This window comes from Mycolicibacterium lacusdiani, assembly GCF_021916785.1.
Classification (GTDB): Bacteria; Actinomycetota; Actinomycetes; order Mycobacteriales; family Mycobacteriaceae; genus Mycobacterium; species Mycobacterium lacusdiani.
In genome coordinates, this window is record NZ_JAKCFC010000002.1 from 53504 (window position 1) to 77016 (window position 23513).

A 23513-nucleotide genomic window follows, 5' to 3' on the forward strand; every position below is an offset into this window, starting at 1 on the left:
CCATCGGGTCTATCGTGACCTGATGGCCGGCTTCGGGTTCCACACGCTGGCCCTGCTGGTGGTCATCGGCATGGTGGGCCCGCTGCTCACCGCGGTGCCCCGGCTGGCCATCCCCGTCATCATCGGCGAGCTGGTGGCCGGAATGCTCGTCGGCCGCACCGGTTTCGACGTCGTGGACACCACCGATCCGACGTTCAAGCTGCTGGCCGACATCGGCTTCGCGCTGGTGATGTTCGTCGTCGGAACCAATGTGCCGGTGCGTGACTCGACACTGCGCGCGGGCGTGGGCAAGGCCGCGCTGCGCGCCATCGCCGTCGGTGCGGTCGCAGCGGTGCTCGGAGTGGCGATGGCCTACGTCTTCGGCACCGGCCACGCGCTGCTGTACGCGGTGCTGATGGCATCCTCGTCGGCTGCCGTCGCACTGCCCATCATCGACGCGTTGAAGCTCGACGGGCCGCCCGTGTTGTCGGTCAAGGCGCAGATCGCCATCGCCGACGCCGCATGCATCGTGTTGCTGCCGCTGGTGATCGCGCCCGATCGGGCGCTGCAGGCGGCATTGGGGGCACTGGCCATCGGAGTGTGCACCGTCGCGATCTTCTTCGTACTGCGGCACTTCGAACACAACGGCACCCGCAAGAAGGTCCGCGAGTACTCTAAGCGACACGAGCTGGCCCTGGAATTGCGGCTCAGCCTGATCCTGCTCTTCGCCCTGTCGGCCCTGGCGCTGCGCACCCACGTGTCGGTCATGCTGGCGGGTTTCGCACTCGGGCTCGTCGTGAACGGCATCGGCGAACCGAAACGGCTGGCGCGGCAGCTGCTCGGCATCACCGAGGGCTTCTTCGGCCCGTTGTTCTTCGTCTGGCTGGGCGCCTCGCTGCAGGTGCGTGAACTCGGCGAACATCCCGAGTTCATCGGACTGGGGTTGGCGCTGGGCTTCGGTGCGGTGATCGCGCACGGCGCGGGACGGCTGCTGGGCCAACCGCTTCCGCTGGCGGCATTGGCCGCGGCGCAGCTCGGCGTACCCGTCGCCGCCGCGACACTGGGCACCGAGGAGGGCCTGCTCAGTCCCGGGGAGCCGGCGGCGTTCATCCTCGGTGCCCTCATCACGATCACCGTCACGTCGGCCGCCGGAGGCGTGGCCAGACGCCGTCAGCCCGCTGCCGCCCAGTAGGCGACGGGGCTGACGGGCCACGCCGGCACGATGGCCGTCACCGTTCCGTTGAACTCCCGACTGCACGGGGTCGATCCGGCCGAGGCGTCCGCGGCCGCCTTGCTGCGCGGCTGGACTGCTGACTCAGCGTGGTGGATCCACTCCTGGGCCGCGGCGCCACTGGTGGGCTCGGTGCTGCTGCCGGTCGGTCCGCGTCATGGTCCTGGGCGTCCCGCTTGCGGAACGCCCACGCGACGGCCGCGGCAGCGATGAGTACCAGCGTCCCCGCGATGGTTGCGGTCGGCGCGATGCCGGAGTCGAACGCGAGCCGTGCGGACGCCAACAGTCCCTCGCCCTGGGCGGGCGGCAACTGTGCGGCCACCGAGACGGCGCCGCCGATGCTCTCGCCCGCGTCGGCACTTTGAGCTGCGGTCAACCCACCCGGCACGTCGACGTTGTTGCGGTAGAACGCGGTGAAGATCGTGCCGAGTGTCGCGGTACCCACGACGGCGCCCAACTCGTATGCAGTCTCCGAAACACCCGACGCCGCACCGGACTTGTCGGCAGGCACCGACGACACGATGGTGTCGTTGGTAATGGTCTGCGAGATGCCGACGCCGAGTTCGAGCACGATGAACGACACCACTACTGCGGCGACGGTCAGGTCGTGGCGGAACAGCAGGATCATCCAGAAGCCCACCGACACCAGCACGAGGCCGACGATGGTCAGCGTGTGCGGCGCGAACCACCGGACGAACCGCACCACCGAGATGCCGGCGATCATCGACAGCACCGCACCCGGCAGCGTCACCAGACCGGCCGCGAGCGGGCTCAGGCCGAGCACCAACTGCAGGTGCTGGGAGATGAAGAAGATGAACCCGATGAGGCCGACGATCGACAGGAAGTTCGCGAGCACCGATGATGCGAACGGGGCGTAGCCGAACAGCTTGATGTCGAGCATCGGTGTGGCGCTGCGGTTCTGGCGTCGGACGAACACCAGTGCCGACACCACGGTGAGGCTGAGCGCGGCCGCGATCGGCCACGAGAGCCCGTCGTGCGCGCCGGTCTTCACCGCCCACACCAGCGGGAGCATGGTCGTCAGCGACAGCACGACGCTGATCGGATCGAGCGGTCCCGGATTGGGGTCGCGCGACTCCGGCACCAGCCGCGGTGCCAGGATCAACAGCGGCAGCAGGATCGGCACCGCGACGAGGAACACTGCACCCCAGTGGAAGTGCTCGAGCAGTGCGCCGCCGACGATGGGTCCCAGTGCGGAACCCGCGGTGAAGAACGATGCCCAGATCGCGATGGCGAGCCGGCGTGCGGTGGCGTCGGCGAAGATGTTGCGGATCAACGACAGGGTCGACGGCATCAGCATGGCGCCGAAGAAACCGAGCACCGCGCGGGCCGCGACCAGTGCGCCTGCGCTCGGCGCGAACGCCGCCACCGCGGACACGACCGCGAAGCCCGCGGCGCCGATCATCAGCAGCCGGCGGCGGCCAATTCGGTCGCCCAGGCTGCCCATTGCGATCAGCAGGGTCGCGAGCACCAGCGAGTAGACGTCGACGATCCACAACTGCGTGGTTGCCGACGGGCGAAACTCTTGGGCGATGCTCGGTAGCGCGAACGCCAAGATCGTGTTGTCCACCGCGATGAGCAGCACGGGGAGTAGCAGCACCGTCAGTGCTGCCCACGCGCGTCGCGGGGTGGGGACGGACGCCGTCACGGCGTCTGACCGGGAAGACATTATCGCTCCTGGTTGAGGTTGGGTCGAGCTTGGTTAGTCGGAGTTGATGGTGCCGTGCACGAGGCTGGCCATGATGGCGTCGACCACCTGCACCCGCGGGGTGCCCTTGGCGACGGCCTCGTAGCCGGCGTTGAGCAGCGCCCAGAAGACGAGGCGGGGCCAGCAGGGCGGCCCGGCGGTGCCGTCGGTCGCCACCCTGTCGAGCACTTCGACGATCGCCTCGTCGCCGGTGTCGAGGATCGCTGCCAGTTCCTTGTCGGCCTGCAGGCTGGGCTCGGCGTAGACGAACGGCACGATCGGGCCCAGGTCGAGCTGGCTCTCCACCACGCGCCGCAGCGCCTCGAGCGGCGGCCCGCACTCGGGTTCCGCACGGGCGATCGCCGCGTTGCTCAGGCCGTGGACGTGCAGCGCGAGCGCCTTCAGCAGCTCCGAACGTTCCGGGAAGTAGCGGTGCAGCGTGCTGCGGCCCACCTCGGCGGCCGAGGCGATGTCGGCGAGCGAGGCCGTGCCGTTCTCGGCGAGCACGACCATGGCGGCCTCGAGGATCGCCCGGCGGGTCCGCGAGCGCGGGCCACCTTCGTTCGACGGGAGTGCAACCATGACGCTGAATCTAGCACAGGTGGTTCAAAGTGGGACATGGGTGTCCCACTCGGTGACGGACGTCAGTCCGGCGGGGCGAAACCGCCGGGCTGGGCTTGGGGTTGGGGTGCGGGTTGCGACGGCGGCTGGGCTGCGGCCGGCGGCGGCGGACTCCACTGCTGCGGCGGCGGCCCGTACCCGGGCGGCGGCTGGCCGACGGGCGGGGAGTGCTGCGCGGCCGACTGCATCCGCGCGAGTTCGCGACGGTGGCGTTCGGCGAGGACCGCGGCCAGAACCAGCTGTGGTGGCGTCCCTGGCGGTGGCGGCGGCGACACCTGGGCGACCACCTCGGCGGCGATCCGATGGGCCATCTCATCACGGAATCGGGGATCCAATTGCGGCGCGCGGGACAGAAATTGGCGTGCCCGCTCGGCGCGGTCCGACGCCAGGCCGGACAGCTGCAGCGACGCCGCCCACCACGCCAGTTGCGGCGGCATCGGCGGGGGAGGACTCATCCGGGGGGCGCGCTCGCTGATCACCATCGTGCCCGCGAACACGTCGCCGAGGCGCTTGCCCTTCGCCGAGGCCATGCTGCAGATCACCGCGGGGCCGCCGGCCAGCATCCAGATCTCGACGAAGCCGGCCAGCGCGCGGAACAGCGCCTGCCGGAATCGCTCGGGGCCGCCGTCGTCGGAGACCACGCGCAGACCCATCGCGATCTTGCCCAGCGAGCGACCGCGGGTCGCCGTCTCGAAGATCACCGGATACCCGACCATCGCCAGCACGGTGAAGATGATGAGCACCGCCGCCGAGAACGCCGGGTCGAGGTCGGCCAGCGTGAACGCCCACAGCACGATGCCGATCACGTACGCGATGAACACCACGGTGACGTCGATGAACGCCGACAGCGCACGCACCGGCAGCTGCGCCACCTGAACGTCGAGTACCACCGCGTCGCCGGTCACCATCGGCTGCGCCACCATGACGACCCACGCTACTAGGTCGCGCACGTAGGATTTTTCACGTGGACACCGACGCGTTCGTGCTCGCGCACCGCGCGACGTGGGACCGCCTCGAGCACCTCGTCAAGCGGCGCAGGCGACTCACCGGCGACGAGGTCGACGAGCTGGTCGACCTGTACCAGCGGGTGTCGACCCATCTGTCGATGGTGCGGTCGGCGTCGGCCGACCCGGTGATCGTCGGACGGCTCTCCGGTCTGGTGGCGCGGGCCAGGTCGGCCGTGACCGGGGCGCACGCGCCGCTGTGGAGCGAGTTCACCCGGTTCTGGACGGTGTCGTTCCCCCTCGTCGCCTATCAGACGTGGCGGTGGTGGCTGTCCACGGCGATCGTGTTCTTCGCGGTCGCCGGACTGATCGGCGTCTGGGTGGCGGGGAACCCCGAGGTGCAGTCGGCGGTCGGGACGCCGACGGACATCGCGCGGCTCGTCAACGAGGACTTCGCCTCGTACTACAGCGAGAACCCCGCAGGGTCGTTCGCGCTGCGGGTGTGGATCAACAATTCGTGGGTCGCCGCGCAATGCATTGCGTTCGCGATCGTGCTGGGCATCCCCATCCCGTACGTGCTGTTCCAGAACGCCGCTAACCTCGGCGTCACCGGTGGGTTGATGTTCAACGCCGACAAGGGCGACGTCTTCCTCGGCCTGCTCACCCCGCACGGACTGCTCGAGCTGACGGCAGTGTTCCTGGCCGCCGCGGCAGGCATGCGGCTGGGGTGGTCGGTGGTGGCGCCGGGCGACCGGCCGCGCGGTCAGGTGCTCGCCGAACGTGGCCGCGCCATTGTTCCGGTGGCCGTCGGTCTCGCGGTGGTGCTGCTGGTATCCGGCCTCATCGAGGCGCTCGTCACGCCGTCACCGTTCCCGACGTTCGTGCGGATCGCGATCGGCGTGGCCGCCGAGGTCGCGTTCCTGGCCTACGTCGTGCACTTCGGCCGCAGGGCCGTCCGCGCGGGTGAGACCGGGGACGTCGCCGACGCGCCCGACGTGGTCCCGACTGGCTAGAGCCTGCCCGACGCCTTCATGGCGAGGTAGCGGTCGGCGAGTTCCGGTGCCAGGTCCTCGGGTTCGGCATCGACGACGTCCACGCCGTGGCGTCGCAGCCGGGCGGCGATCGCCAGCCGCTCGTTGCGCGATCGTTCGGCGGCCGCGGCGTCGTACACCTGAGCGGCGTCGGCCCGCCCTGCCGCCAGCGCGTCGACCCTGGGATCGGCGACCGCGGCGACCATCACCTGGTGCTTGGCCGCCAGCTGCGGCAGCACGCTCATCAACCCTTCGTCGAGCGCCGACGGGTTGAGGTCGGTCAACAGGATCACCAACGCTCGTCTGCGGATGCGGCGCTGCACGGTCGCCACCATCGCGGCGGCGTCCGACTCGACGAGTGCGGGCTGCAGCGGCGCCATCGCCTCGACGAGGTGGGCGAGGAGTTCGGTGCGCGACGCGTTGAACACGCCTGCCCGCGAGATGCGGTCGTGGGCGATGAAGTCGACGTGGTCCCCCGCGCGAGAAGCCAACGCCGCCAGCAACAGTGCGGCGTCCATCGACCAGTCCAGACGCGGCCAGCCGCTGGGGTCGCTCGACGTGGGGTCGATGCCGACGCGGCCCGCCGACGTGCGGCCGGTGTCCAGGACGATGACGATGCGGCGGTCGCGTTCGGGACGCCACGTGCGGACCACGACGTCGGCGCGCCTGGCGGTTGCGCGCCAGTCGATCGAACGGACGTCGTCACCGACGACGTACTCGCGCAGCGAATCGAATTCGGTGCCCTGGCCACGGATGAGGACCGGCACCATGCCGTCGAGTTCACGCAACTTCGCCAGCCGCGACGGCAGGTGCTTGCGGGACAGGAACGGCGGAAGGATGCGGATCTGCCACGGCACCCGGTGCGAACTCTGCCTGCCCGCCAACCCGAGGGGGCCGACCGCACGCGCGGTCACGACCGCGGAGCGTTGGTCGCCGCGGCGCATCGGCCGCAGCGTGGTGACCATCGCGTGCCGGCGCCCCGCCGCGACGTCGACGTGATGCACGCGCGGCTCGGCGCGCGCCGACGGCGACCAAGCATCCCTGACCACCCCGCGGAAGCGACGAGCGCCGCCGTTCTCGACCACCAGCGTGGCATCGACGGGCTCGCCGAGGCGGGCCGCCGTGTCACCCGAGCGGGTGAACGTGAGCCGACGGGTGCCCGCTGCCAGTGCCACGTCGGCGGCCACCGCCGCAACCAGGATGGCCAGCAGGACAACGAACGTCGCTGCGGGCCAGGGAGACAGACCGACGGGCAGGACGCACACCAGTGCGACCAGTCCCGTGCGGCCGGTGAGGAACACTAGCGGGGGACCGGGACCGAGGCCAGGATGCCGTCGAGGACGCCGTCGGGGTTGGCGCCCTCGAGTTCGGCTTCGGGCCGCAGCGCGATGCGGTGTCGCAGCGTCGGTCGTGCCATCGCCTTGACGTCGTCGGGCGTCACGTAGTTGCGACCGGACAGCCATGCCCACGACCTCGCGGTCGACAGGAGTGCGGTCGCCCCGCGCGGTGAGACGCCGAGCTGCAGCGACGGCGATCGCCGTGTCGCGCCGGCGATGTCGACGATGTAGCCGAGGATCTCGTCGGCGACCAGGACCTGCGCGACGGCGGCGCGTCCGGCGGCCAGTTCGGCCGGGCCCGCCACGGGACGGACGGCCGACAGGTCACGCGGATTGAAGCCGTGCGCGTGCCGCGACAGGATGGCGACCTCCTGATCGCGCGGTGGCAGTGGCACGTTGAGCTTGAGCAGGAACCGGTCGAGCTGCGCCTCGGGCAGTTGATAGGTGCCCTCGTACTCGATCGGATTCTGGGTCGCCGCGACGATGAACGGGTCCGGCAGCGGTCGCGCCTCGCCGTCGACGCTGACCTGACGCTCCTCCATCGCCTCCAGGAGTGCCGCTTGGGTCTTGGGTGGGGTGCGGTTGATCTCGTCGGCCAGCAGCAGATTCGTGAACACCGGGCCCGAACGGAACTCGAATTCGGCGGTCCGGGCGTCGTAGATCAGCGAACCCGTGATGTCGCCGGGCATCAGGTCAGGGGTGAACTGCACCCGTTTGAAGTCGAGTTGCAATGCGGCCGACAGCGTGCGCACCAACAGTGTCTTGGCCACGCCCGGCACGCCTTCGAGCAGCACGTGGCCGCGGCAGAGCAGCGCGATCACCAGGCCGCTGACCACGGCGTCCTGACCCACGACCGCCTTGCCGATCTCGCCGCGCAGGGCGAGGAGGGCATTCCGTGCGGAGTCGGAGTCAGATTGTGTCGGGGGGTGGGCGGGAGTTGGCACTGTCACGACTGTGAGACCTGCCTTTCGATGTCGTCCAAGTTGTTGGCCAGGGTGACCAGCTCGGGGTCGGTGCTGGGCGTCGGCCCGAACAACCAGTGTGCGTGCGCATTCGGATCGCCGCCTATGCGCGCCGCGACGGCCTGCGTCACTGCGGGCGGATCGCTCGTCGCGGTCAGCCCGAGGCGGGGCAGCATGCGTTGCAGCGTGCCCGTTCGCAAGGCGTCGGCAGCGCGGTCGCGGGCACGCCGAGACCGGTACAGCCTGCCGCGGCCCTCGACGGTCTCCGATGCCCGCACCACGACCGGGATGTCCTCGGCCACCAAGGGGCCCACGCGTCGGCCGCGCCACAGCGCGACGAGCAGGACGGCCAGGCACAGCTGCAGCACGATCCACGCCACCCGGTCGGGGATGAGGTCGGTGATGGACGCCGTGGAATCGGATTCGCCCTCGACGAAGGTTGGCACGTACCAGATCACCCGGTCGCGGCTACCGACGAGGTTCATCGCGAGGGCGGCGTTGCCTTCCTTGGCCAGCTCGGCGTTGGTCATGAAGTCGGCGGTGCCGACGGTCGTGATCGTGCGCTCGCCGTCGGTGTAGCGGACCAGTGCGCCGCCGTAGCATTGGGTCAGGTCGACGTCGTCGACGGCCTCGTAGGTCGCGCTGGTGCCGAACTCCACGTCACCGGCGCGCTCGGCTTCGCGCATGTCGCAGTCGGGTGCGCCGCCGAAGCTGGTCTCGTCGGCGACGGCGATCTCCGGTGCGAGTGCTTCCCGCGTGGGTGACACCGGCTGCACCAGCAGTCGGTCGCCCGGCAGTCCGGCGAGGGTGCGCAGGCCGTCGTCGTCGACGAGGAAGTAGGTCTCGGCCACGACGAGCAGGGTGTCGGGCCGTGCCGCGCGGCGCACCTCCTCGAGACTCGATGCGTCGATGACCTCGACGCCCTCCTCGCGGAGCAGCGAGACCAGAGCACGGACGCCGTCGGGGGAGGTGGACTCCGGGTCCATCGGCCCGCCCGGATGGGACTCCGTCAGATACGTGGTGAGCACCGACACGGCCGTGATGACCCCGAGTGCCAGCAGCACCCAGCGGATCGTGCGCCAGCGCTGGGCGATGGACTGCCCGATAGCGGTGTCGCTCATCGGACTTCAGCCCAACCACCGCGGTCACCGCCGCCGGCGGAAGACTCGAACGCCGACGAGGCACGGCTGCCCAGGTGGTCGTCCAGGTCGGCGACGAGGCGGTACTCGGCTTCGGTGCCCGGTCGCTCCCCGTAGGTGACGTCGTTGAAGGCGTCTGCCGCGCGGCGCAATTCGGTGCTCAGGCCCGGGAACGGGCCGCTCGCGTCACGGGCGAGTTCGGTGGCCGTGCGGCCGGGGACGGCGGTCAGCACTGCGCTCTCCTCGAGACTTCGTGCGACGGCACGCAGCCGGTGCCGGATGGCCGCCGCCCACTCGCCGCCCGCAGCCGCCCGGTCCGCCGCGGCGCGGTGTTCGGCGGCCGTGTGTTCCTGGCTGCCGAACAACGTCGCGTCGTGTCCGCGGTCGGTTCGCATGGTGCGCAGCGCTATCCGCGCGGCGACCACGATGGCGGCCGCGACGATCGCGAGCAGCACCCCGATCGTGATCCAGCCGCCGGGGATCGACGCACCCTCGACCATCAGCTTGTAGACGAGGTCGTCGACCCAGTCCCCGATGCGGTCGGTCAGCGATGCCCTCGGATAGATGGGTTTGGACAGTTCCCGTTGCGCGGCGTCGCGTGCGGCATCGCCGTCGATGTCTAGAGCCGACACGTCACCGCTGTGGGGTCTGCGACGTCAGCCAGAGATGGTCGGTGGAGTCCGACGGCGCGTACGGCGGGATGCCCACGCCCGTCTGCAACACCAGATCGAAGGCCTCGGCACGGATGCGGCGGTCGGTGTAGAGCAGGACGACCACGCCCGCGGTGAACGGTGCGGTGACGATCTGCCCGATCGCCGAACCGATCGACAACAGCACCAGCGCCAGCACGGTTCCCGACGCGGACGGGTCGGTGCCGAGGAAGAGTTGCCCGCCGAGGCTGAACGGAATCGACACGGCGCCGGCGATGATCGCCGCCACCAACTGGCCAAGCAGCCAGATGCCCAGCACGCGCCAGAAGTCCTTCTTCACCAACGCGATCGAGCGCCGGATCGACGCCATCACCGGAAGGCGCTCGAGCACCGCGAGCGTGGGTGCGAAGAGCAGGATCGTCCCGAGGTAGAACAGCGCCGCTATCGCAGCCAGACCCAACGGGATCCCGAGGATCACGGCTGCGACCCCGCCGATGATGTAGGCGACCATCGCGATGATGCCGATGACGAGACCGATGATCAGCGCCGCACCGAGCACCTCGATGCCGACGATGCCGAATAGGGCGAGCAGTCGACCGCGCACCCGGCGCCACGCGTCCGCGATGCTGATGTCGGCGCCGAAGACCGCGCGGCCGATCACGACGGTGAGCAGTCCGCTGAGCACGATCGCCGAGAGCACCGTGGTGAGCGCCCCAAGGGTGGTGGACAGCGCGAGACCGAGGACGGTCGCGATATCCATGTCGGTGCTCTGTTCGGCGTAGTCGACGGAGGACACCGTCGCGATCGGCCCGACTTGAAGCAGCAGCGAGATGAGTTGCGCGACGACCACCACGATCGCGGTGAGCCCGAGCGTGGCCTTCGGATTGGCCCGCACGTAGGCGAACGCACCGTTGAACACGTCGGACAGCGTCAGCGGCCGCAGCGGGATGATGCCCGGCTTCAGTGGGGGAGGCGTGAACCCGCCGAACCCCGGCTGCGGCGGATAGCCCGGCGGGGGGTAACCCGGGTAGCCGGGCGGAGGTGGCGCGTATCCCGGTGGCGGTCCGTAGTAGCCCGGGGGCGGACCATACCCGGGCGGCCCGTAGGCAGGCGGCGCACCGTAGGCAGGCGTGCCGTAACCCGGGGGCGGACCGTACCCGCCGGCGTCGTTGCTCATGCCCCCATCCTGTCGACAGCCGGGGGGTTTCACAACGCGTTCGATCTTCGCGCCAACCCGCCCCGGGCGTACCGTTTGGCTCATGGCGGAATTCAAGGAGCGGTTGCGGGCTGATCTGACGGCGTCGATGAAGGCGCAGGACAAGCTGCGCACCGGGACGCTCCGCATGCTGCTGGCCGCAGTTCAGGCCGAGGAGGTGTCGGGCAAGGCCGCGCGCGACCTGACCGACGAGGAAGTACTCAAGGTGCTCGCCCGCGAGTCCCGCAAGCGCGGCGAGGCCGCAGAGATCTACGTGCAGAACGGACGTGGCGAACTCGCGGCCAACGAACGCGCCGAGGCCAGCGTCATCGACGAGTACCTGCCGACGCAGCTGAACGACGAAGAAGTGGCCAACGTGGCGGACACCGCGATCGCACAGGTGGCCGAGGAGATCGGGGAACGCCCCGGGATGAAGAACATGGGCCAGGTGATGAAGGCGGCGACCGCCATCGCCGCGGGCCAGGCCGACGGCTCGCGGCTGTCGGCGGCGGTCAAGCAGCGGCTCTAGTTTTCCGCACCGCCGGGCGGGTACACGGTGGACATGACGCGTTTCGGATACACCTTGATGACAGAACAAAGCGGACCGAAACAGCTTGTGGAGTACGCGGTTTCAGCTGAGCAAGCCGGTTTCGACTTCGAGGTGAGCAGCGACCACTTCTCGCCGTGGCTGAGCGCGCAGGGTCACGCCCCCAATGCCTGGACGATGCTGGGCGCCGTCGCGCACGCGACCCAGAACGTGGAGCTGTTCACCTACGTCACCTGTCCGACGATGCGCTACCACCCCGCAGTCGTGGCGCAGCAGGCGGCGACCCTGCAGATCCTCGCCGACGGCAGGTTCACCCTCGGCCTCGGCAGCGGTGAGAACCTGAACGAACACGTGGTGGGCAAGGGCTGGCCGACCATCGCACGCAGGCAGGACATGCTGCGCGAGGCGATCCAGATCATGCGCGAGTTGTTCACCGGCGACCTCGTCGACTGGAAGGGCGAGTACTTCGAGGTGGACTCGGCCCGACTGTGGGATGTCCCCGAGGGTGGGGTGCGCATCGCGGCGGCCGTCTCGGGGGACCGGTCGGTGGAGATCTTCGCGCCGCTCGCCGACGACCTCATCGCCGTGCAGCCCGACAAGGACGTCGTCGACAAGTGGCACCAGGCGCGCCGGGCGACCGGGCTGCCCGGTGACATCCGGGTGGTCGGTCAGATGCCGATCTGCTGGGACCCCGACCGCGACGCTGCGGTCAGCCGCGCCCACGACCAGTTCCGCTGGTTCGCCGGCGGGTGGGCCGTCAACGCCGACCTGCCGACGACGGCAGGATTCGCCGGTGCCACGCAATTCGTGCGACCGGAGGACACTGCTTCGTCGATCCCGTGCGGGCCCGATCTGGACGCCATCGTCGACGGCGTCCGCGAGTACAAGGACGCCGGCTTCACCGACATCGCCCTGGTCCAGGTCGGTGACGAAGGTCAGGATCGGTTCCTCGCCGAGGCCGCTCGACCGCTGCTCGACAAGCTGCGTGACGAACTCGGCTGAACGACTGGTTTAGGGTCGCCTATCCAGGGGTACATGCGCGCTTGAAGCACAAAACCGCGAGGGGGAATTGTGATTTCAACGCTGATGCTCACATACGCCGTGATCGCGCTGGTCAGCGCTGTCGCAGTCTTCGTACTCAGTGACCGGGTCTCCGATGACCGACGTCCTGCAGTTCAGCGGGCAGTGCTCAGCCTGTGCGCCGGCGCCATCTGGCCCGTACTACTGATCGGCATCGCGGAGTTCGGTTCGTTCGCGATGTACGCCAAGGTGCACGAGCACAGCGACGACCGCGCCACCGTCCTCACCTGAGTTGGCCCGACAGCGGGCGCGCCGGATCAGGCGCTCGTCTCGCCGTGCGGCGCTGCGACCGGTTTGGACTCCGCCGAACCTCGTTGGCGTAGGAATACCGATAGCGCGACGATCGCGGCGACCGCGATGAACTCGCTCTGCCAGTTCTGCATCGACTCGAACCAGAACTGCGACGTCGTGACGTACCGCCATACCGAGATGGCAGCCTGCCCGTGCTGGACCTGTTCGTCGTTGAACGCGCGGCTGCCTCCCAGGGCATGCAGGGCGATCGAGGCGAAGAACAGCACGAAGAACGCGATGGCCAGGGAGTTCTCGTACAGGGACAGCGGCCACCCGGCTCGGCGGACCGGCCACGGCGTCCGGTCGGTCACGTCCGCGTAGCGCGGGTCCTCGTCTTGTGGCGCCGGGCTGTCGATCTGCTTGGACTCCGAGGAGCCCCGCTGGTACAAGAATGCCGTCAACACGACGTACATGCCCATCTGAAGAAACTCGGACTCCCAGTTCTCGAAAGTGGCTTCTACGAAGTCGCCGGTGGTCAGGTATCCGATGATCGAAACCTGCTCGGCGGAGCCGTGTTCGGACTGCTCTTCGTTGTAGGTGGCGGTGCCGGCCAGGATCATCCCGACGAAGAAGACGCCGAAGAGCGCCAGACAGGCCAGCAGCAAGCCGTTGTCGTGCAGCAACGAGCGGCGGCGGTTCGCAGACGATGTGCCTTGGCGCGCCATGACTGCCTCCCGTTGGACTGCGACGAAAGTCTTTCAGCCTTCCCAGTTTAGTGCCGGAAACCGTTCGCCGCCGTCGCCGCCTGCGCGCCGGATCGCAGTTTCCGCGAGCGTCCACGTAGTGTTGACATAAGACGAGCGATTGGCCGACCCCCCTGTGCCGCGCTCGTTCAGGTCTCGTCGACTCACTCCCCCCTTGAGTCGGCGAGACCGTCAGGGGATGCCTTCGCCGCAGAGCGAACTGGCCGGGGAATGCAAGAAGGCCCTGACCGAATGAATCGGATCAGAGCCTTCTTCTGCACCTACGCGAGTCGGGGTGGCGGGATTCGAACCCACGACCTCTTCGTCCCGAACCACGCCACCTGGGGTTTTGATGACGTTGGGTGCGTTGGCGGAAGCGAGTTTCCCCAGGTCAGCTGCATTGGGACGGTTGGGGTGCGCAGGCGGTGCGAAAATGTACTGCGGACTGACTGCGGACTGGAGGCCACGTCGCGACCACCACCGTTTCTGAGTTAGGCGGAACGTGAACCTTGAAATCAGAGTGTCGGTTTTCAAGGTTGACGCGCTAACCTTGAAATTACAGTTCTGGAATTCAAGCTTGGCGAGTCGAGGTGGAAGCGGTGGACATCGAGGCGCTTCGTGACAGCCCGATCGGACAGCTGGTTCCGATCAGGGGTCATGACCCCCGCCTAGGCGAGGCGTACGAATACGTCGCCTACGTCCCGGACCCCCTACCGTCGAACCTCGAGCTGAAAGCCGAGACTTATGCTGCCGTCATTGACGCCGCCTCGGCAATGGCGCGTGCCGACCAGGCGTCCTCGCTGCTGCCGAACCCAAGCCTGCTCGCCCGGCCGGCCACTCGACGTGAAGCGGTAAGCACCTCCGCGCTGGAGGGCACCTACGCCTTATTGGCGGACGTGTTCGAAGCAGACTTTCTCGACGTCGGGGAACTCACCGGTTCGGTCAGCGAGGTCAGAAACTACGTCACCGCAGCTGAGCGGGCATACGACATGGTGGCCGAAGGACAACCGATATCGGTTCGGATGCTCGAGGATTTGCAGCGCGAACTATTGCGCGGGACTGCCAGTGATGGCTCGCACGCAGGCAGTGTTCGCACCACTCAGGTGTTCATCGGACTCGGCAATCAGCGTGTCATGTCGGCTCGCTTTGTGCCGCCCCCGGCCGATCATCGGCTGCTCGACGGCTTGCGGCTGTGGCAGGACTGGATCCGGGAACCCAGCGCGATACCGACCATCATCCGAGTCGCGGTTTCGCACTACCAGTTCGAGACACTGCACCCGTTCCATGACGGCAACGGCCGTCTGGGGCGTCTCGTTATGGCTCTGCAGTTGATGAGTGCTGGTGAACTGCGCTTTCCAGTCCTGAACATCTCACCGTGGCTAGAGCAACATCGCACGGAGTATCAGGACGGCTTGCTGCGGGTCTCGCAGACTGGCGGATGGGACAACTGGGTGTGCTTTATTTCCGCGGCCATCCATGCTGAGGCCTTGGAAGTCATCGACCGAGTGGACAAGCTTCTTGCACTCCGCGAGGAGTTCCAGGCGATTTTGCACGGAGCTAAAGGGGTCTCGCTCCGGATCGCCGACGACCTGATCGGTTACCCCATGATCACTGCGTCGGCTGCGGCGGCGCTCCACGGCGTGTCCTACCAGGCCGCGAACACCGCTATCACCAAGCTGGTCGATAAAGGGATACTCCGGCAAAGGACTGCGGGACGATACGACCGAATTTTTCAATGTGACGGTGTCCTGGCGGCGCTGGAGTACTGACGTTCGGCCGGGACGGCCCTTTCGGCCTGCGATCCTGATGATGCGCAGCGCAAGATGACAACTGCGAAAGACCCTCGCGGACCTCGCGTGCCTCGTTGACGCTGGTTAGAGTGCGAGCGCCGATGGTGGCAACGGGAGGGCTCGTCGGCGCCCGCCAAACTCGGCGAAGGTTTCGCGAGGCTCGACGTTGAAACACGGCAAGTCCGACGCCCAGCCGGTTCAGGAATTAGCCACAGAAGCGATGACCTCGATCGCGACCGCGGCCGGCACCGACCTCGGAAAGCAATTATTGAGGCGGCACTGCCCCTGATGGCCTAAAGATTCTTCGACGTCAGCTGCCCCTGCAGCCGCGTCGTCAAGAGCGGCGCAAACCACGGTGAGGCCGCAGCGCGATCACCGGCCGATTCGTGACGGCGACGGGCCCCGGCACATCATTCGGATACGGCGGTGACGTAGCGCGGATGAGCGTTAGGCGGGGGCGGCCGATGTTGTTTGGCTGCCCTTGTGCCCTGTTTCTAACCTTCCGCCGCGCCTCTGCGAGGCAGAGTAGTGCGATGGCGCCGCCCACCCGGTTTATGCAAATGGTCGAATCCTCGCGCGACGAGGCATCGCTGGCTGTCCGGCTTTACAACAACCCCTCGGAAGCCCGGTCGTTCGAAGGGTTTGTAGTTCATATGCACCTGGCCTGGCTTTACTTGCTGCACGCCGAGTTGACGCGTGACGGGGTCGACTACCGGTACTGGCACCAGCAGGGCCGCTCCCGTCGGCTGGAGCGGGTGGACGGAGAGCCTAAGCGTTGGGAGTTGGCAAAAAGCATGCGCTACCGCTGGCCGAACGAGAAGGACCCCGTCCGGGCAAACCTCATGTTCTTCATCGGGCTGCGCAACAAGTTTGAGCACCGGTACGCCCGTCAGCAGGAAGCCCTAACGGCGGTGGTGGGTGGTCAAGTCCAGGCGCTTCTGCTGAACTACGAGGAAGAAGTGACCAGCCAGTTTGGCGTCGAACTGTCGCTGGCTACTCGCCTGCGGTTCCCAGTCTTCATTGGCTCGTTCACCGACGAGGGCGAGCGCACTCTGCGCAGACTGCGCGCTCAACTCCCGGCGACGCTACGAACCTTCATATCCGAGTACGACGCCGGACTCGACGACTCGATCACCAGTGACTCCCGCTACGAACTCCGCCTCCGGGTGATACAAGAACTCGCGCCGAAGGACCCTGACGCTCTGGCGGTGCAATTCACCAGATACGACGACATGGACGATGAGCAGCGGGCCATTGTCGAGGCGATCGGCAAGAAAGGCCACGTCGTCGTCCGGGAGCGCCAGCGGGGTGTCGTCGGGCATGGCCTCATGAAGCCGACTAGGGCCGCCAAGGTCGTGCAGGATCGGATCCCGTTCCTCTTCAGCACCGGGCACTTCACTAACGCCTGGAAGCGGCTTGGCGTGCGTCCCCCGGTCGGTAGCCCCCATCCCGAGAAGACCGACGAAAAATACTGCCTCTACGACGAGCGGCACAAGGACTACGGCTACACGCAGGCCTACGTTGAAAAGTTGGTTCGGGAGTGCGACACCGAGGAGGGCTTTCGGAAGGTCCTCGGGACAGCGCCTCGAGATAAGGAAACTGGCACCTGGGTGGGCGAACCGCCGCCTAACGCAACCCCGCCGTGGATAAGGAAAACCGCCCCGCCGATCATCGAGGAGCGATAGCTCCGCGGCCTCAGTTAGGGGTTTCAACGCCTTGGGCAGCGAGTGCGGCCAGTTGCGCATCGAGGCCTTGGGCGGCGGTGCTCACGCGGGCGTACCCGAGAATCGTTGTCACACCACTACCGTCTCATTCGGCTCCGACATGAGGATCTGAGACACGGGATGCGAGACAGGAAACGAGACAAGGCAAGCTGGGACTATGCGGCGGGGAGTGGGCCACTTGTCGGGTGTCCCGTTTCTCTACAAATGAGACCGAGCAGTTGGTTCACGTCGGTAGGCGTCTTGGTCGCGTCAGGAGTAGCCAGGCGGGCACGGCTTGCTATCCGTATCTAGTGATCCGCAGTAGGTTGAAGTCGTGTTCGAAGGCGCGACCACTGAGCAGGCTCTGGCGGTGCTGGCCGCCGCTCACCGGGTCGTCCAACAAGTGCTCGACCCCGCGGACCCCCGTTCTGGACGTGGTGACGGCGTCGTCGTGGCGGCGGGCCGCTTGCTGTTCACCCCCGAAGTATTCGTCGATCCAAAGGCGTTGCCGCGCATCGAGCCCCAGGATCTCGGCAAGGCAATCGGGGCCAACCGTGACCTCGCAGAGCATGCGGCCGCCCTCATCGCCTGCGCTGGCCTCGCCGACGGCGTAATCGAGCCCACCCGTCTGCGACTGGTCGTGGAGTACGCCCATGCCATGCACGTCAGCGACGGCTGGGTGCGCGATGTTCTGCAGGTCGCCCGAGGGCATCTAGCGTGGGCAATGGCCGACATGACGCGACGCAACGCCTCGAACTTTCCCGGGTTCGCCAATCCCGATGACACCTTGGCACCGATGATGCCCTATGAGACGCAGACCGATGACGACAAGCGACTCGCCGAGCGGTTTCTCGTCTTGGAGGGGTTGCCGAAGAACACCTACGGACATCAGTTCTGGGCGCACTTTCGCAAGCACGGCTTCGACTTTCCTGGTCAGCCCAACGCGTTCACCGGTGTGTGGGCCGTGCCGCACGACGGCTTGCACGTCCTGTCGGGGTACAGCACGTCGATTCAGGGTGAGTTACTGGTCAGTGCGTTTACCGGGGGGATGCACCGCCGTGACGCGTTGCGCGCTCAGATCCTGCCGACCATCTTCGAGTGGCATGTCGGTCAGGAGGTCAATGGCATCGGCAAGCAGCAGGGGGCTCTGGATCCGGTCAAGTTCCTGATCAGTTGGCAGCGCGGCGAGGCCGCTACCACCGACGTACTTTCACCGCAGTGGGACTTCTTCGACGTCGTCGCACGTGATTTGGAGGAGCTGCGCTGGACTTACGGCATCACGCCGCTGATGCCCGCCCACGCCGCAGCCGGCACCGAGATCAACGTTGATGCGACCGCGGACCCCTACGCGAACTAGCCCGTGACCCTCGTCGACCACTTCGTCCACGCGGCGATCCCCAACCCGGAGCATGACCGACACCGCAGCCCATGGCAACTCGATTAGGCAAAAGCCGAGACGCGTCGAATGTCTAGAAATGAGACGGACGCTGGCCTCGGTTTCCACACGCCTTCTATTCGGGCCGGGTAGTGATCTGCCCGCAGGACGGCATGATGTGGCGAAACGATCAGGAGAGAACAATGCCAAGTAGTTGGGAAGCCTCGTCTGAGTAAACGGAGTGACGGCATCGCAACCGATGACCCCTACGCGGTCAACCACCCGGTCATCGCACTGGTGACGTCGGCGGGCGGCTTGGATGCGTTGTCGCATGTGCTGGCTCCGCTGCCAGCCGATTTGCCTGCGACCGTGCTTGTCGTTCAACACCACAGCCCGGACAAGACCAGTGCCTTGGCTGAGATTCTGAGTCGACGCACCGCGCTGCCGGTACGCGACGCCGAGGACGGCGACACCCTCACACCGGGCACCGTGTTGATCGCACCGCCCGCTCAACACCTGCTGGTGACCTCCGAGGCCCGTCTCGGGCTGATCAGGTCCGGAGACCTCCCACCCGCGCGGCCGTCAGCGGATCTGTTGCTGGCCACCCTGGCCGTCACCTGCGGACCGCGCGCCCTGGCGGTCGTGCTCACAGGCAAGGGTACCGACGCGCAAGCCGGCATCCGCGCCATCAGGCTCTGCAAGGGAACAGTGTTCGCTCAAAGTGAGTTCAGCTCCGAGCATTCCGGCATGCCTGGCGCAGCGATCGATACCGGACTAGTCCATCGCGTCCTACCACTGCACGACATCCCGAACGCCATCTACGACCACGTTCGCGCCCTCAGCGGATAACCATCGGCAACCCATACCCGGTCTCCAACAATGACCGGTGGCGCATCCCCGCGAGGCCAGTTTCCTTCCGTATCGGCGGGGTACCGACTGCCATCATGTGGCGACATACGGTGACCGAGGGATTGATGGCAGGCGCGGTTGGCGTGGCGGTGATGACCGTGGCGGAGAAGATCGAGCAGCGGCTCACCGGCCGGCCGAACTCCTACGTGCCGGCAGATGTGTGGTCGCGCCTGAGTGGGGCGCAGGACATGTCACCGCGCACACGATTGGCGGCGAACTGGGGCATGCACTACGGGCAAGGGGCCTTGTTGGGCGTGCTGCGCTCGGTGATGTCGGAAGCTGGTCTGCGTGGGCCGCTGGCGTCGGCGAAGTTCACTGTGCTGCGCCTGACCAACGACCAGATCCTGGAGAACGCCACTGGTGTCGGCGCTCCGCCGCAGACCTGGCCACGGCGTGAGCAGGTCATCGACGTGCTGCACAAAGGCGTCTACGCCTTCACCACCGGCGCAGTCACCGACGCGCTCGCCGCCCGCCGCGGACCCTCGCCAGGCCAACGTCACGCCCGTCGACTGCCCGGTCGGCATGCCGACGTCGGGCCCACCACAGAGGCCTACGCAGGGTCGCCGCTGACCGTGACCTACTCGTGGTGCGGCCGACAGTGCGTAGGGCGGCTGGCGGCGAGCGAGCAGATTCTTCCTAGGCAGGAATGGATGCGTGTCGTTGCGGTCCCGGACGTGGCGTCGGCGCCTTGGTGGTGGCTCGGTTGGGCGCCAGTTGGCCAGCAGGGCCAGGACGAGCAGGAGTTCGGCGATGTCGCCGCCGTAGTACATCAGGGACCCGGCACCAACACCTGCTCCTGGGATGTACGCACCACTGGCACTGGCACTGGCACTGGCACTGGCACTGGCACTGGCACTGGCACTGGCCCTGGTGCTCGGTGCCCCGATGACCCTGCTGCTGCGTTCGATCCCGCGGCGGCACGGCCAAGAGATCGGCCGCATCCTGCGTTCGTTGGCTCGCCCACATCCTGGCCCGACCCGATCGTCACGCTCACCTTGACCATCGGCGCGGCCTGGCCGCGCTCTGCTTCACCCCGCTCTACGCCGCCGCCAGCGACAGCCCCGCACTGCACGCCCTCATTGACCTGCACTTCCTGCTGGTGGGCTACCTGTGCGCCGGGGTCATCGCCGGCCCGACCCCGCACCGAGGCGCCGCTCGGTCTATGCACGCCTGTGGCTGCTTAGCGTCGCGATCGCCGCCCACGCCGTCACCTCCCAACTGATTACGCCGGACTGTTCACCCAAGTCCCCGTCACTGCGGAAGAACTACGCGGCAGGAAAGTCGTTCGCCGCTAGATACCCTACGGGGTATAGTATTGAAAGTGGGGTCGGCGCTGTAGTGGCGTAACCCGGTAAGGTCCGCGAAGGAGTGTGCGATGGTTGCTGATGATGCGAGTATGACGTTGGTGCTCAACCGATTACGTCGTGCGCAGGGTCAGTTGTCGGGGGTGATCTCGATGATCGAGCAGGGCCGCGACTGCAAGGACGTGGTGACCCAGCTGGCGGCGGTGTCGCGCGCATTGGACCGGGCCGGATTCAAGATCGTCGCGACCGGGATGCGCCAGTGTGTGACCGGCGAGGCCCCCGAGGGTACGACGCCGTTGACCGAGGCCGAGCTGGAGAAACTGTTTCTGGCGTTGGCCTGACCTATTGAGAAGGGAGTGAGAGATGGGATACGCCTTGTCGACGACACTGCGCACGACATTCGACGACGCGGTGGCGCGCACGCGTACGGCGTTGTCCGAGCAGGGTTTCGGTGTGCTCACCGAAATCGACATGAAGGCCACACTGAAGGCCAAACTCGGTGAGGACATGGAGAACTACCTGATCCTGGGTGCGTGCAATCCACCGCTGGCGCACCGCGCCGTGACCTGCGATCGACAGATCGGGTTGCTGCTGCCCTGCAATGTGGCGGTGCGCACCGACCCCGACGACGCGGACACCATCATCGTCGATGCCATGGATCCGCAGGTCATGGTGCAAATGTCTAATGCGCCCGGGCTGCGGGAGGTCGCCGACGACGCCGCCGAGAAGTTGCAAGCGGCGATCGCCTCGCTGCAGCAGACCGCGGCCAGCTAGACAGCCACAGACTCCGATGCCGTCCCCGCACCGATGACCATCGCGCTGGCGCTGGCTTTCGGGGCGGTCATCGGGGTCCTGCTGGGCTTGCTCGGCGGGGGCGGGTCCATCATGGCCATCCCGGCCCTGGTCTATGCACTTGGGCTGGACTTCCAACAGGCCGTGCTCATCGCGCTGATCGTAATCGCGGTGGCCTCCGCGGTGGGATCGCTACCCAAAATTTCTGCCGGGCAGGTCAATTGGCGGCTGGCGGGTGTGTTCGCCCTTGCCGGCATCCCGGCCGCGTTCGCCGGTTCCGCCATCGGTGACCACCTACCGCAAACGGTCGTCATGGTGGGGTTCGCCGTGGTCATGGTCGTCGCCGGGATCCGCATGCTGACCGACGCCGACGACACCGGCGGCGCGTGCGAGATCGCTGACGGCGGGATCAACTGGCGCCGCTGCGCACCGCGCTCGATCCCCGCTGCTGCTGTTGTCGGGTTGCTCACCGGCCTGTTCGGCGTGGGCGGCGGATTCCTCATCATTCCCGCGCTGGTGATCATGTTGGGCGTGGAGATGCCGATCGCGGTGGGGACCTCCTTGCTGATCATCACCGCCAACTCCGCGGCCGGCATCGCCTCGCACGCTCAGGACGCCACCATCAACTGGTCGGTGACCGCAGCCTTCGTCGCTACCGCGGTAGCCGGCTCGCTGATCGCCGGGCAGCTCGGCACCAAACTGAACAACACCCGCCTCCAGCACTGGTTCGCCTACCTCGTCTTCGTGGTCGCGGCCTACGTCCTCGTCGACACCCTGCTCCTGCATTGAGGCACAACACCGACGTGACACCCCACCCCCAATTCGAACAAGGAGTTCATCTCATGGACGTGTCCATCATCGAAACCTCCGGTCTCGGAGACCGCAGCTACCTGATCACCCACGGTGACACCGCGGTGGTGATCGACCCGCAACGCGACATCGACCGGGTACTCGACCTCGTCGCCGACCACGGCGTGCAGATTACCCACGTACTCGAAACCCACATCCACAACGATTACCTCACCGGCGGCCTGGAACTGGCCCGCACGACCGGCGCGGTGTACGTCGTGCCCGCCGGCGACGACGTCGACTACCAGCGACACGCCGTCACCGACGGAGACACCATCGACGCCGGGCCCATCCAGCTCCGCGTCCTGCACACCCCTGGCCACACCCATCACCACGTCAGCTACGTGCTGCAGGACGCCGCCGGCACGGTGCACGGTGTATTCACCGGCGGGTCCATGCTGCACGGCACCACCGGGCGTACTGACCTGCTCGGCAGCGACCAGACCGAAACCCTGTCGCACGCGCAGTTCCATTCGGTGCGTCGCCTCGCCGCTGAACTGCCCGACACCACCGCGGTCTATCCCACCCACGGCTTCGGCAGCTTCTGCTCCTCCAGCCCCGCCACCGGCGACTCCTCCACCATCGCCGAACAACGCACCACCAACCCTGCACTCACTCAAGACGAACAGACCTACGTCGAGGAACTCATCGCTGGGCTCTCGGAATATCCGACCTATTACGCCCACATGGGCGTCATCAACAGCCGCGGCCCCGCCCCCGTCGACCTGTCACTGCCGACACCGGTAGACCCCCAGGAACTGCGTCGACGGATCGACGCCGGCGACTGGGTCATCGACCTACGCAACCGCACCGCCTTCGCCGCCGGACACCTCGCCGGCACCCTCGGCTTCGAACTCTCAGGATCCTTCGTCGCCTACCTCGGCTGGCTCTACACCTGGGGCGCCCCGCTCACCCTCATCGGCGACGACCACGACCAAATCCTCGAGGCGCGACGCGAACTCGCCCGCATCGGCGTTGACAACCTCACCGGCTCCGCTACCGGAGACGTCCACACCCTGGCCCACGACACCCCGCTGCGCAGCTACCGCGTCGCCGACTTCGCCGCCCTCGCCACCGAGATCGACAACCCCAACATCACTGTCCTCGACGTCCGCCGCGCCGACGAATACGACAACGGCCACATCCCCAACGCCCTCAACATCGCCCTGCATGAACTACCCGGCCGCGTCGGCGACGTCCCCACCGGTGAAGTCTGGGTGCACTGCGCCTCCGGCTACCGCTCCTCCATCGCCGCATCACTCATCGACCAACCCGACCGCGCCGTCGTCCTCATCGACGACAAATACACAGAGGCCCAGAACCTGAACCTGACGACGTGAGCCTGTCGCCCTCGCAGGTGTGGCTCTTGCGGACATCGCGCAACTCATGCGCCCTC

General features: G+C 67.2%; 24 protein-coding genes. 15 read left to right on the forward strand and 9 right to left on the reverse strand.

Translation table 11 applies throughout. The features are described 5' to 3' along the window. Positions 1-22 precede the first annotated feature (22 nt). Positions 23-1171: a cation:proton antiporter gene (locus tag LOK44_RS05255; RefSeq protein ID WP_237569034.1), complete on the forward strand. Its 1149-nt coding sequence runs from the start codon at positions 23-25 to the stop codon at positions 1169-1171. Between the two features lie 37 nt (positions 1172-1208). Here the strand turns inward: LOK44_RS05255 and lfrA are convergent, their stop codons facing one another. From lfrA to LOK44_RS05270, 3 genes are all read right to left on the reverse strand, one after another. Then, positions 1209-2897: an efflux MFS transporter LfrA gene (gene lfrA / locus LOK44_RS05260; RefSeq protein WP_237569035.1), complete on the reverse strand. Its 1689-nt coding sequence runs from the start codon at positions 2895-2897 to the stop codon at positions 1209-1211. A 33-nt stretch (positions 2898-2930) separates the two neighbouring features. Further along, on the reverse strand, positions 2931-3497 hold the full coding sequence (locus LOK44_RS05265; RefSeq protein WP_237569036.1) for a TetR/AcrR family transcriptional regulator: 567 nt from the start codon (positions 3495-3497) through the stop codon (positions 2931-2933). A gap of 62 nt (positions 3498-3559) precedes the next feature. After that, the gene (locus LOK44_RS05270; RefSeq protein WP_237569751.1) at positions 3560-4459 is read right to left on the reverse strand and encodes an RDD family protein; all 900 of its coding nucleotides are present in this window, start codon (positions 4457-4459) and stop codon (positions 3560-3562) included. Between the two features lie 41 nt (positions 4460-4500). On the opposite strand from LOK44_RS05270, the gene LOK44_RS05275 reads away from it, so the two are divergent. Further along, complete coding sequence (locus tag LOK44_RS05275) at positions 4501-5493, forward strand: stage II sporulation protein M (RefSeq protein WP_237569037.1); 993 nt, start codon at positions 4501-4503, stop codon at positions 5491-5493. Here the strand turns inward: LOK44_RS05275 and LOK44_RS05280 are convergent. From LOK44_RS05280 to LOK44_RS05300, 5 genes are read right to left on the reverse strand one after another with little or no spacing between them, the layout of a single operon-like run. Further along, positions 5490-6812, reverse strand: a complete 1323-nt coding sequence (locus LOK44_RS05280; protein ID WP_237569038.1) for a DUF58 domain-containing protein — start codon at positions 6810-6812, stop codon at positions 5490-5492. The two genes, LOK44_RS05275 and LOK44_RS05280, sit on opposite strands and share 4 nt — an antisense overlap. Continuing rightward, complete coding sequence (locus LOK44_RS05285) at positions 6812-7798, reverse strand: AAA family ATPase (RefSeq protein WP_237569039.1); 987 nt, start codon at positions 7796-7798, stop codon at positions 6812-6814. The genes LOK44_RS05280 and LOK44_RS05285 overlap by 1 nt, the downstream gene beginning before the upstream one ends. Then, positions 7795-8931: a DUF4350 domain-containing protein gene (locus LOK44_RS05290; RefSeq protein WP_237569040.1), complete on the reverse strand. Its 1137-nt coding sequence runs from the start codon at positions 8929-8931 to the stop codon at positions 7795-7797. Before LOK44_RS05290 ends, LOK44_RS05285 begins: the two co-directional genes overlap by 4 nt. After that, on the reverse strand, positions 8928-9581 hold the full coding sequence (locus LOK44_RS05295) for a DUF4129 domain-containing protein (protein WP_237569041.1): 654 nt from the start codon (positions 9579-9581) through the stop codon (positions 8928-8930). The genes LOK44_RS05290 and LOK44_RS05295 overlap by 4 nt, the downstream gene beginning before the upstream one ends. A 1-nt stretch (position 9582) precedes the next feature. Continuing rightward, positions 9583-10776, reverse strand: a complete 1194-nt coding sequence (locus tag LOK44_RS05300) for a glycerophosphoryl diester phosphodiesterase membrane domain-containing protein (RefSeq protein ID WP_372481191.1) — start codon at positions 10774-10776, stop codon at positions 9583-9585. A gap of 82 nt (positions 10777-10858) precedes the next feature. On the opposite strand from LOK44_RS05300, the gene LOK44_RS05305 reads away from it, so the two are divergent. From LOK44_RS05305 to LOK44_RS05315, 3 genes are all read left to right on the forward strand, one after another. Next, entirely contained in the window at positions 10859-11323 is a 465-nt protein-coding gene (locus LOK44_RS05305) for a GatB/YqeY domain-containing protein (protein ID WP_237569043.1), read from the forward strand. Between the two features lie 33 nt (positions 11324-11356). Beyond that, the gene (locus tag LOK44_RS05310; protein WP_237569044.1) at positions 11357-12343 is read left to right on the forward strand and encodes an LLM class F420-dependent oxidoreductase; all 987 of its coding nucleotides are present in this window, start codon (positions 11357-11359) and stop codon (positions 12341-12343) included. Positions 12344-12427: 84 nt separating this feature from the next. Beyond that, entirely contained in the window at positions 12428-12652 is a 225-nt protein-coding gene (locus LOK44_RS05315) for a hypothetical protein (RefSeq protein WP_237569045.1), read from the forward strand. 26 nt (positions 12653-12678) lie between these two features. Here LOK44_RS05315 and LOK44_RS05320 read toward each other — a convergent pair whose 3' ends face one another. Beyond that, a complete protein-coding gene (locus tag LOK44_RS05320; RefSeq protein ID WP_237569046.1) occupies positions 12679-13377 on the reverse strand; it encodes a DUF6766 family protein in 699 nt (232 codons plus the stop codon). A gap of 617 nt (positions 13378-13994) precedes the next feature. Between LOK44_RS05320 and LOK44_RS05325 the strand changes: the two genes are divergently transcribed. The 10 genes from LOK44_RS05325 (at position 13995) to LOK44_RS05370 (ending at position 23457) form a co-directional block, all read left to right on the forward strand. Next, the gene (locus tag LOK44_RS05325) at positions 13995-15164 is read left to right on the forward strand and encodes a Fic family protein (protein ID WP_078316146.1); all 1170 of its coding nucleotides are present in this window, start codon (positions 13995-13997) and stop codon (positions 15162-15164) included. A gap of 554 nt (positions 15165-15718) precedes the next feature. Then, complete coding sequence (locus LOK44_RS05330) at positions 15719-16870, forward strand: DUF3644 domain-containing protein (RefSeq protein ID WP_174266744.1); 1152 nt, start codon at positions 15719-15721, stop codon at positions 16868-16870. A gap of 469 nt (positions 16871-17339) precedes the next feature. Further along, complete coding sequence (locus LOK44_RS05340; protein ID WP_237569047.1) at positions 17340-18245, forward strand: hypothetical protein; 906 nt, start codon at positions 17340-17342, stop codon at positions 18243-18245. Between the two features lie 315 nt (positions 18246-18560). Then, positions 18561-19112, forward strand: coding sequence for a chemotaxis protein CheB (locus LOK44_RS05345; RefSeq protein ID WP_197748316.1), 552 nt, complete (start codon positions 18561-18563; stop codon positions 19110-19112). A gap of 861 nt (positions 19113-19973) precedes the next feature. After that, positions 19974-20171 (forward strand): hypothetical protein, encoded by a 198-nt coding sequence (locus tag LOK44_RS05350; RefSeq protein ID WP_237569048.1) that lies wholly within the window; start codon positions 19974-19976, stop codon positions 20169-20171. 67 nt (positions 20172-20238) lie between these two features. Then, positions 20239-20394, forward strand: a complete 156-nt coding sequence (locus LOK44_RS30075) for a hypothetical protein (RefSeq protein ID WP_372481206.1) — start codon at positions 20239-20241, stop codon at positions 20392-20394. Between the two features lie 153 nt (positions 20395-20547). Continuing rightward, entirely contained in the window at positions 20548-20817 is a 270-nt protein-coding gene (locus LOK44_RS05355; protein ID WP_078316087.1) for a metal-sensitive transcriptional regulator, read from the forward strand. Positions 20818-20839: 22 nt separating this feature from the next. Next, entirely contained in the window at positions 20840-21250 is a 411-nt protein-coding gene (locus LOK44_RS05360) for a DUF302 domain-containing protein (protein WP_078316086.1), read from the forward strand. A gap of 33 nt (positions 21251-21283) precedes the next feature. Continuing rightward, positions 21284-22057 (forward strand): sulfite exporter TauE/SafE family protein, encoded by a 774-nt coding sequence (locus LOK44_RS05365; protein ID WP_078316085.1) that lies wholly within the window; start codon positions 21284-21286, stop codon positions 22055-22057. Positions 22058-22110: 53 nt separating this feature from the next. Continuing rightward, on the forward strand, positions 22111-23457 hold the full coding sequence (locus LOK44_RS05370) for an MBL fold metallo-hydrolase (protein ID WP_078316084.1): 1347 nt from the start codon (positions 22111-22113) through the stop codon (positions 23455-23457). Positions 23458-23513: the final 56 nt, after the last annotated feature.

Coding starts and splice junctions, on each gene's coding strand:
- LOK44_RS05255 (WP_237569034.1), top strand. CDS start 23: ATGGCCGGCTTCGGGTTCCACACGCTGGCCCTGCTGGTGGTCATCGGC.
- lfrA (WP_237569035.1), bottom strand. CDS start 2,897: ATGTCTTCCCGGTCAGACGCCGTGACGGCGTCCGTCCCCACCCCGCGA.
- LOK44_RS05265 (WP_237569036.1), bottom strand. CDS start 3,497: ATGGTTGCACTCCCGTCGAACGAAGGTGGCCCGCGCTCGCGGACCCGC.
- LOK44_RS05270 (WP_237569751.1), bottom strand. CDS start 4,459: ATGGTGGCGCAGCCGATGGTGACCGGCGACGCGGTGGTACTCGACGTT.
- LOK44_RS05290 (WP_237569040.1), bottom strand. CDS start 8,931: ATGAGCGACACCGCTATCGGGCAGTCCATCGCCCAGCGCTGGCGCACG.
- LOK44_RS05300 (WP_372481191.1), bottom strand. CDS start 10,776: ATGAGCAACGACGCCGGCGGGTACGGTCCGCCCCCGGGTTACGGCACG.
- LOK44_RS05305 (WP_237569043.1), top strand. CDS start 10,859: ATGGCGGAATTCAAGGAGCGGTTGCGGGCTGATCTGACGGCGTCGATG.
- LOK44_RS05310 (WP_237569044.1), top strand. CDS start 11,357: ATGACGCGTTTCGGATACACCTTGATGACAGAACAAAGCGGACCGAAA.
- LOK44_RS05315 (WP_237569045.1), top strand. CDS start 12,428: ATGCTCACATACGCCGTGATCGCGCTGGTCAGCGCTGTCGCAGTCTTC.
- LOK44_RS05320 (WP_237569046.1), bottom strand. CDS start 13,377: ATGGCGCGCCAAGGCACATCGTCTGCGAACCGCCGCCGCTCGTTGCTG.
- LOK44_RS05330 (WP_174266744.1), top strand. CDS start 15,719: ATGGCGCCGCCCACCCGGTTTATGCAAATGGTCGAATCCTCGCGCGAC.
- LOK44_RS05350 (WP_237569048.1), top strand. CDS start 19,974: ATGTACGCACCACTGGCACTGGCACTGGCACTGGCACTGGCACTGGCA.
- LOK44_RS05355 (WP_078316087.1), top strand. CDS start 20,548: ATGGTTGCTGATGATGCGAGTATGACGTTGGTGCTCAACCGATTACGT.
- LOK44_RS05360 (WP_078316086.1), top strand. CDS start 20,840: ATGGGATACGCCTTGTCGACGACACTGCGCACGACATTCGACGACGCG.
- LOK44_RS05365 (WP_078316085.1), top strand. CDS start 21,284: ATGACCATCGCGCTGGCGCTGGCTTTCGGGGCGGTCATCGGGGTCCTG.
- LOK44_RS05370 (WP_078316084.1), top strand. CDS start 22,111: ATGGACGTGTCCATCATCGAAACCTCCGGTCTCGGAGACCGCAGCTAC.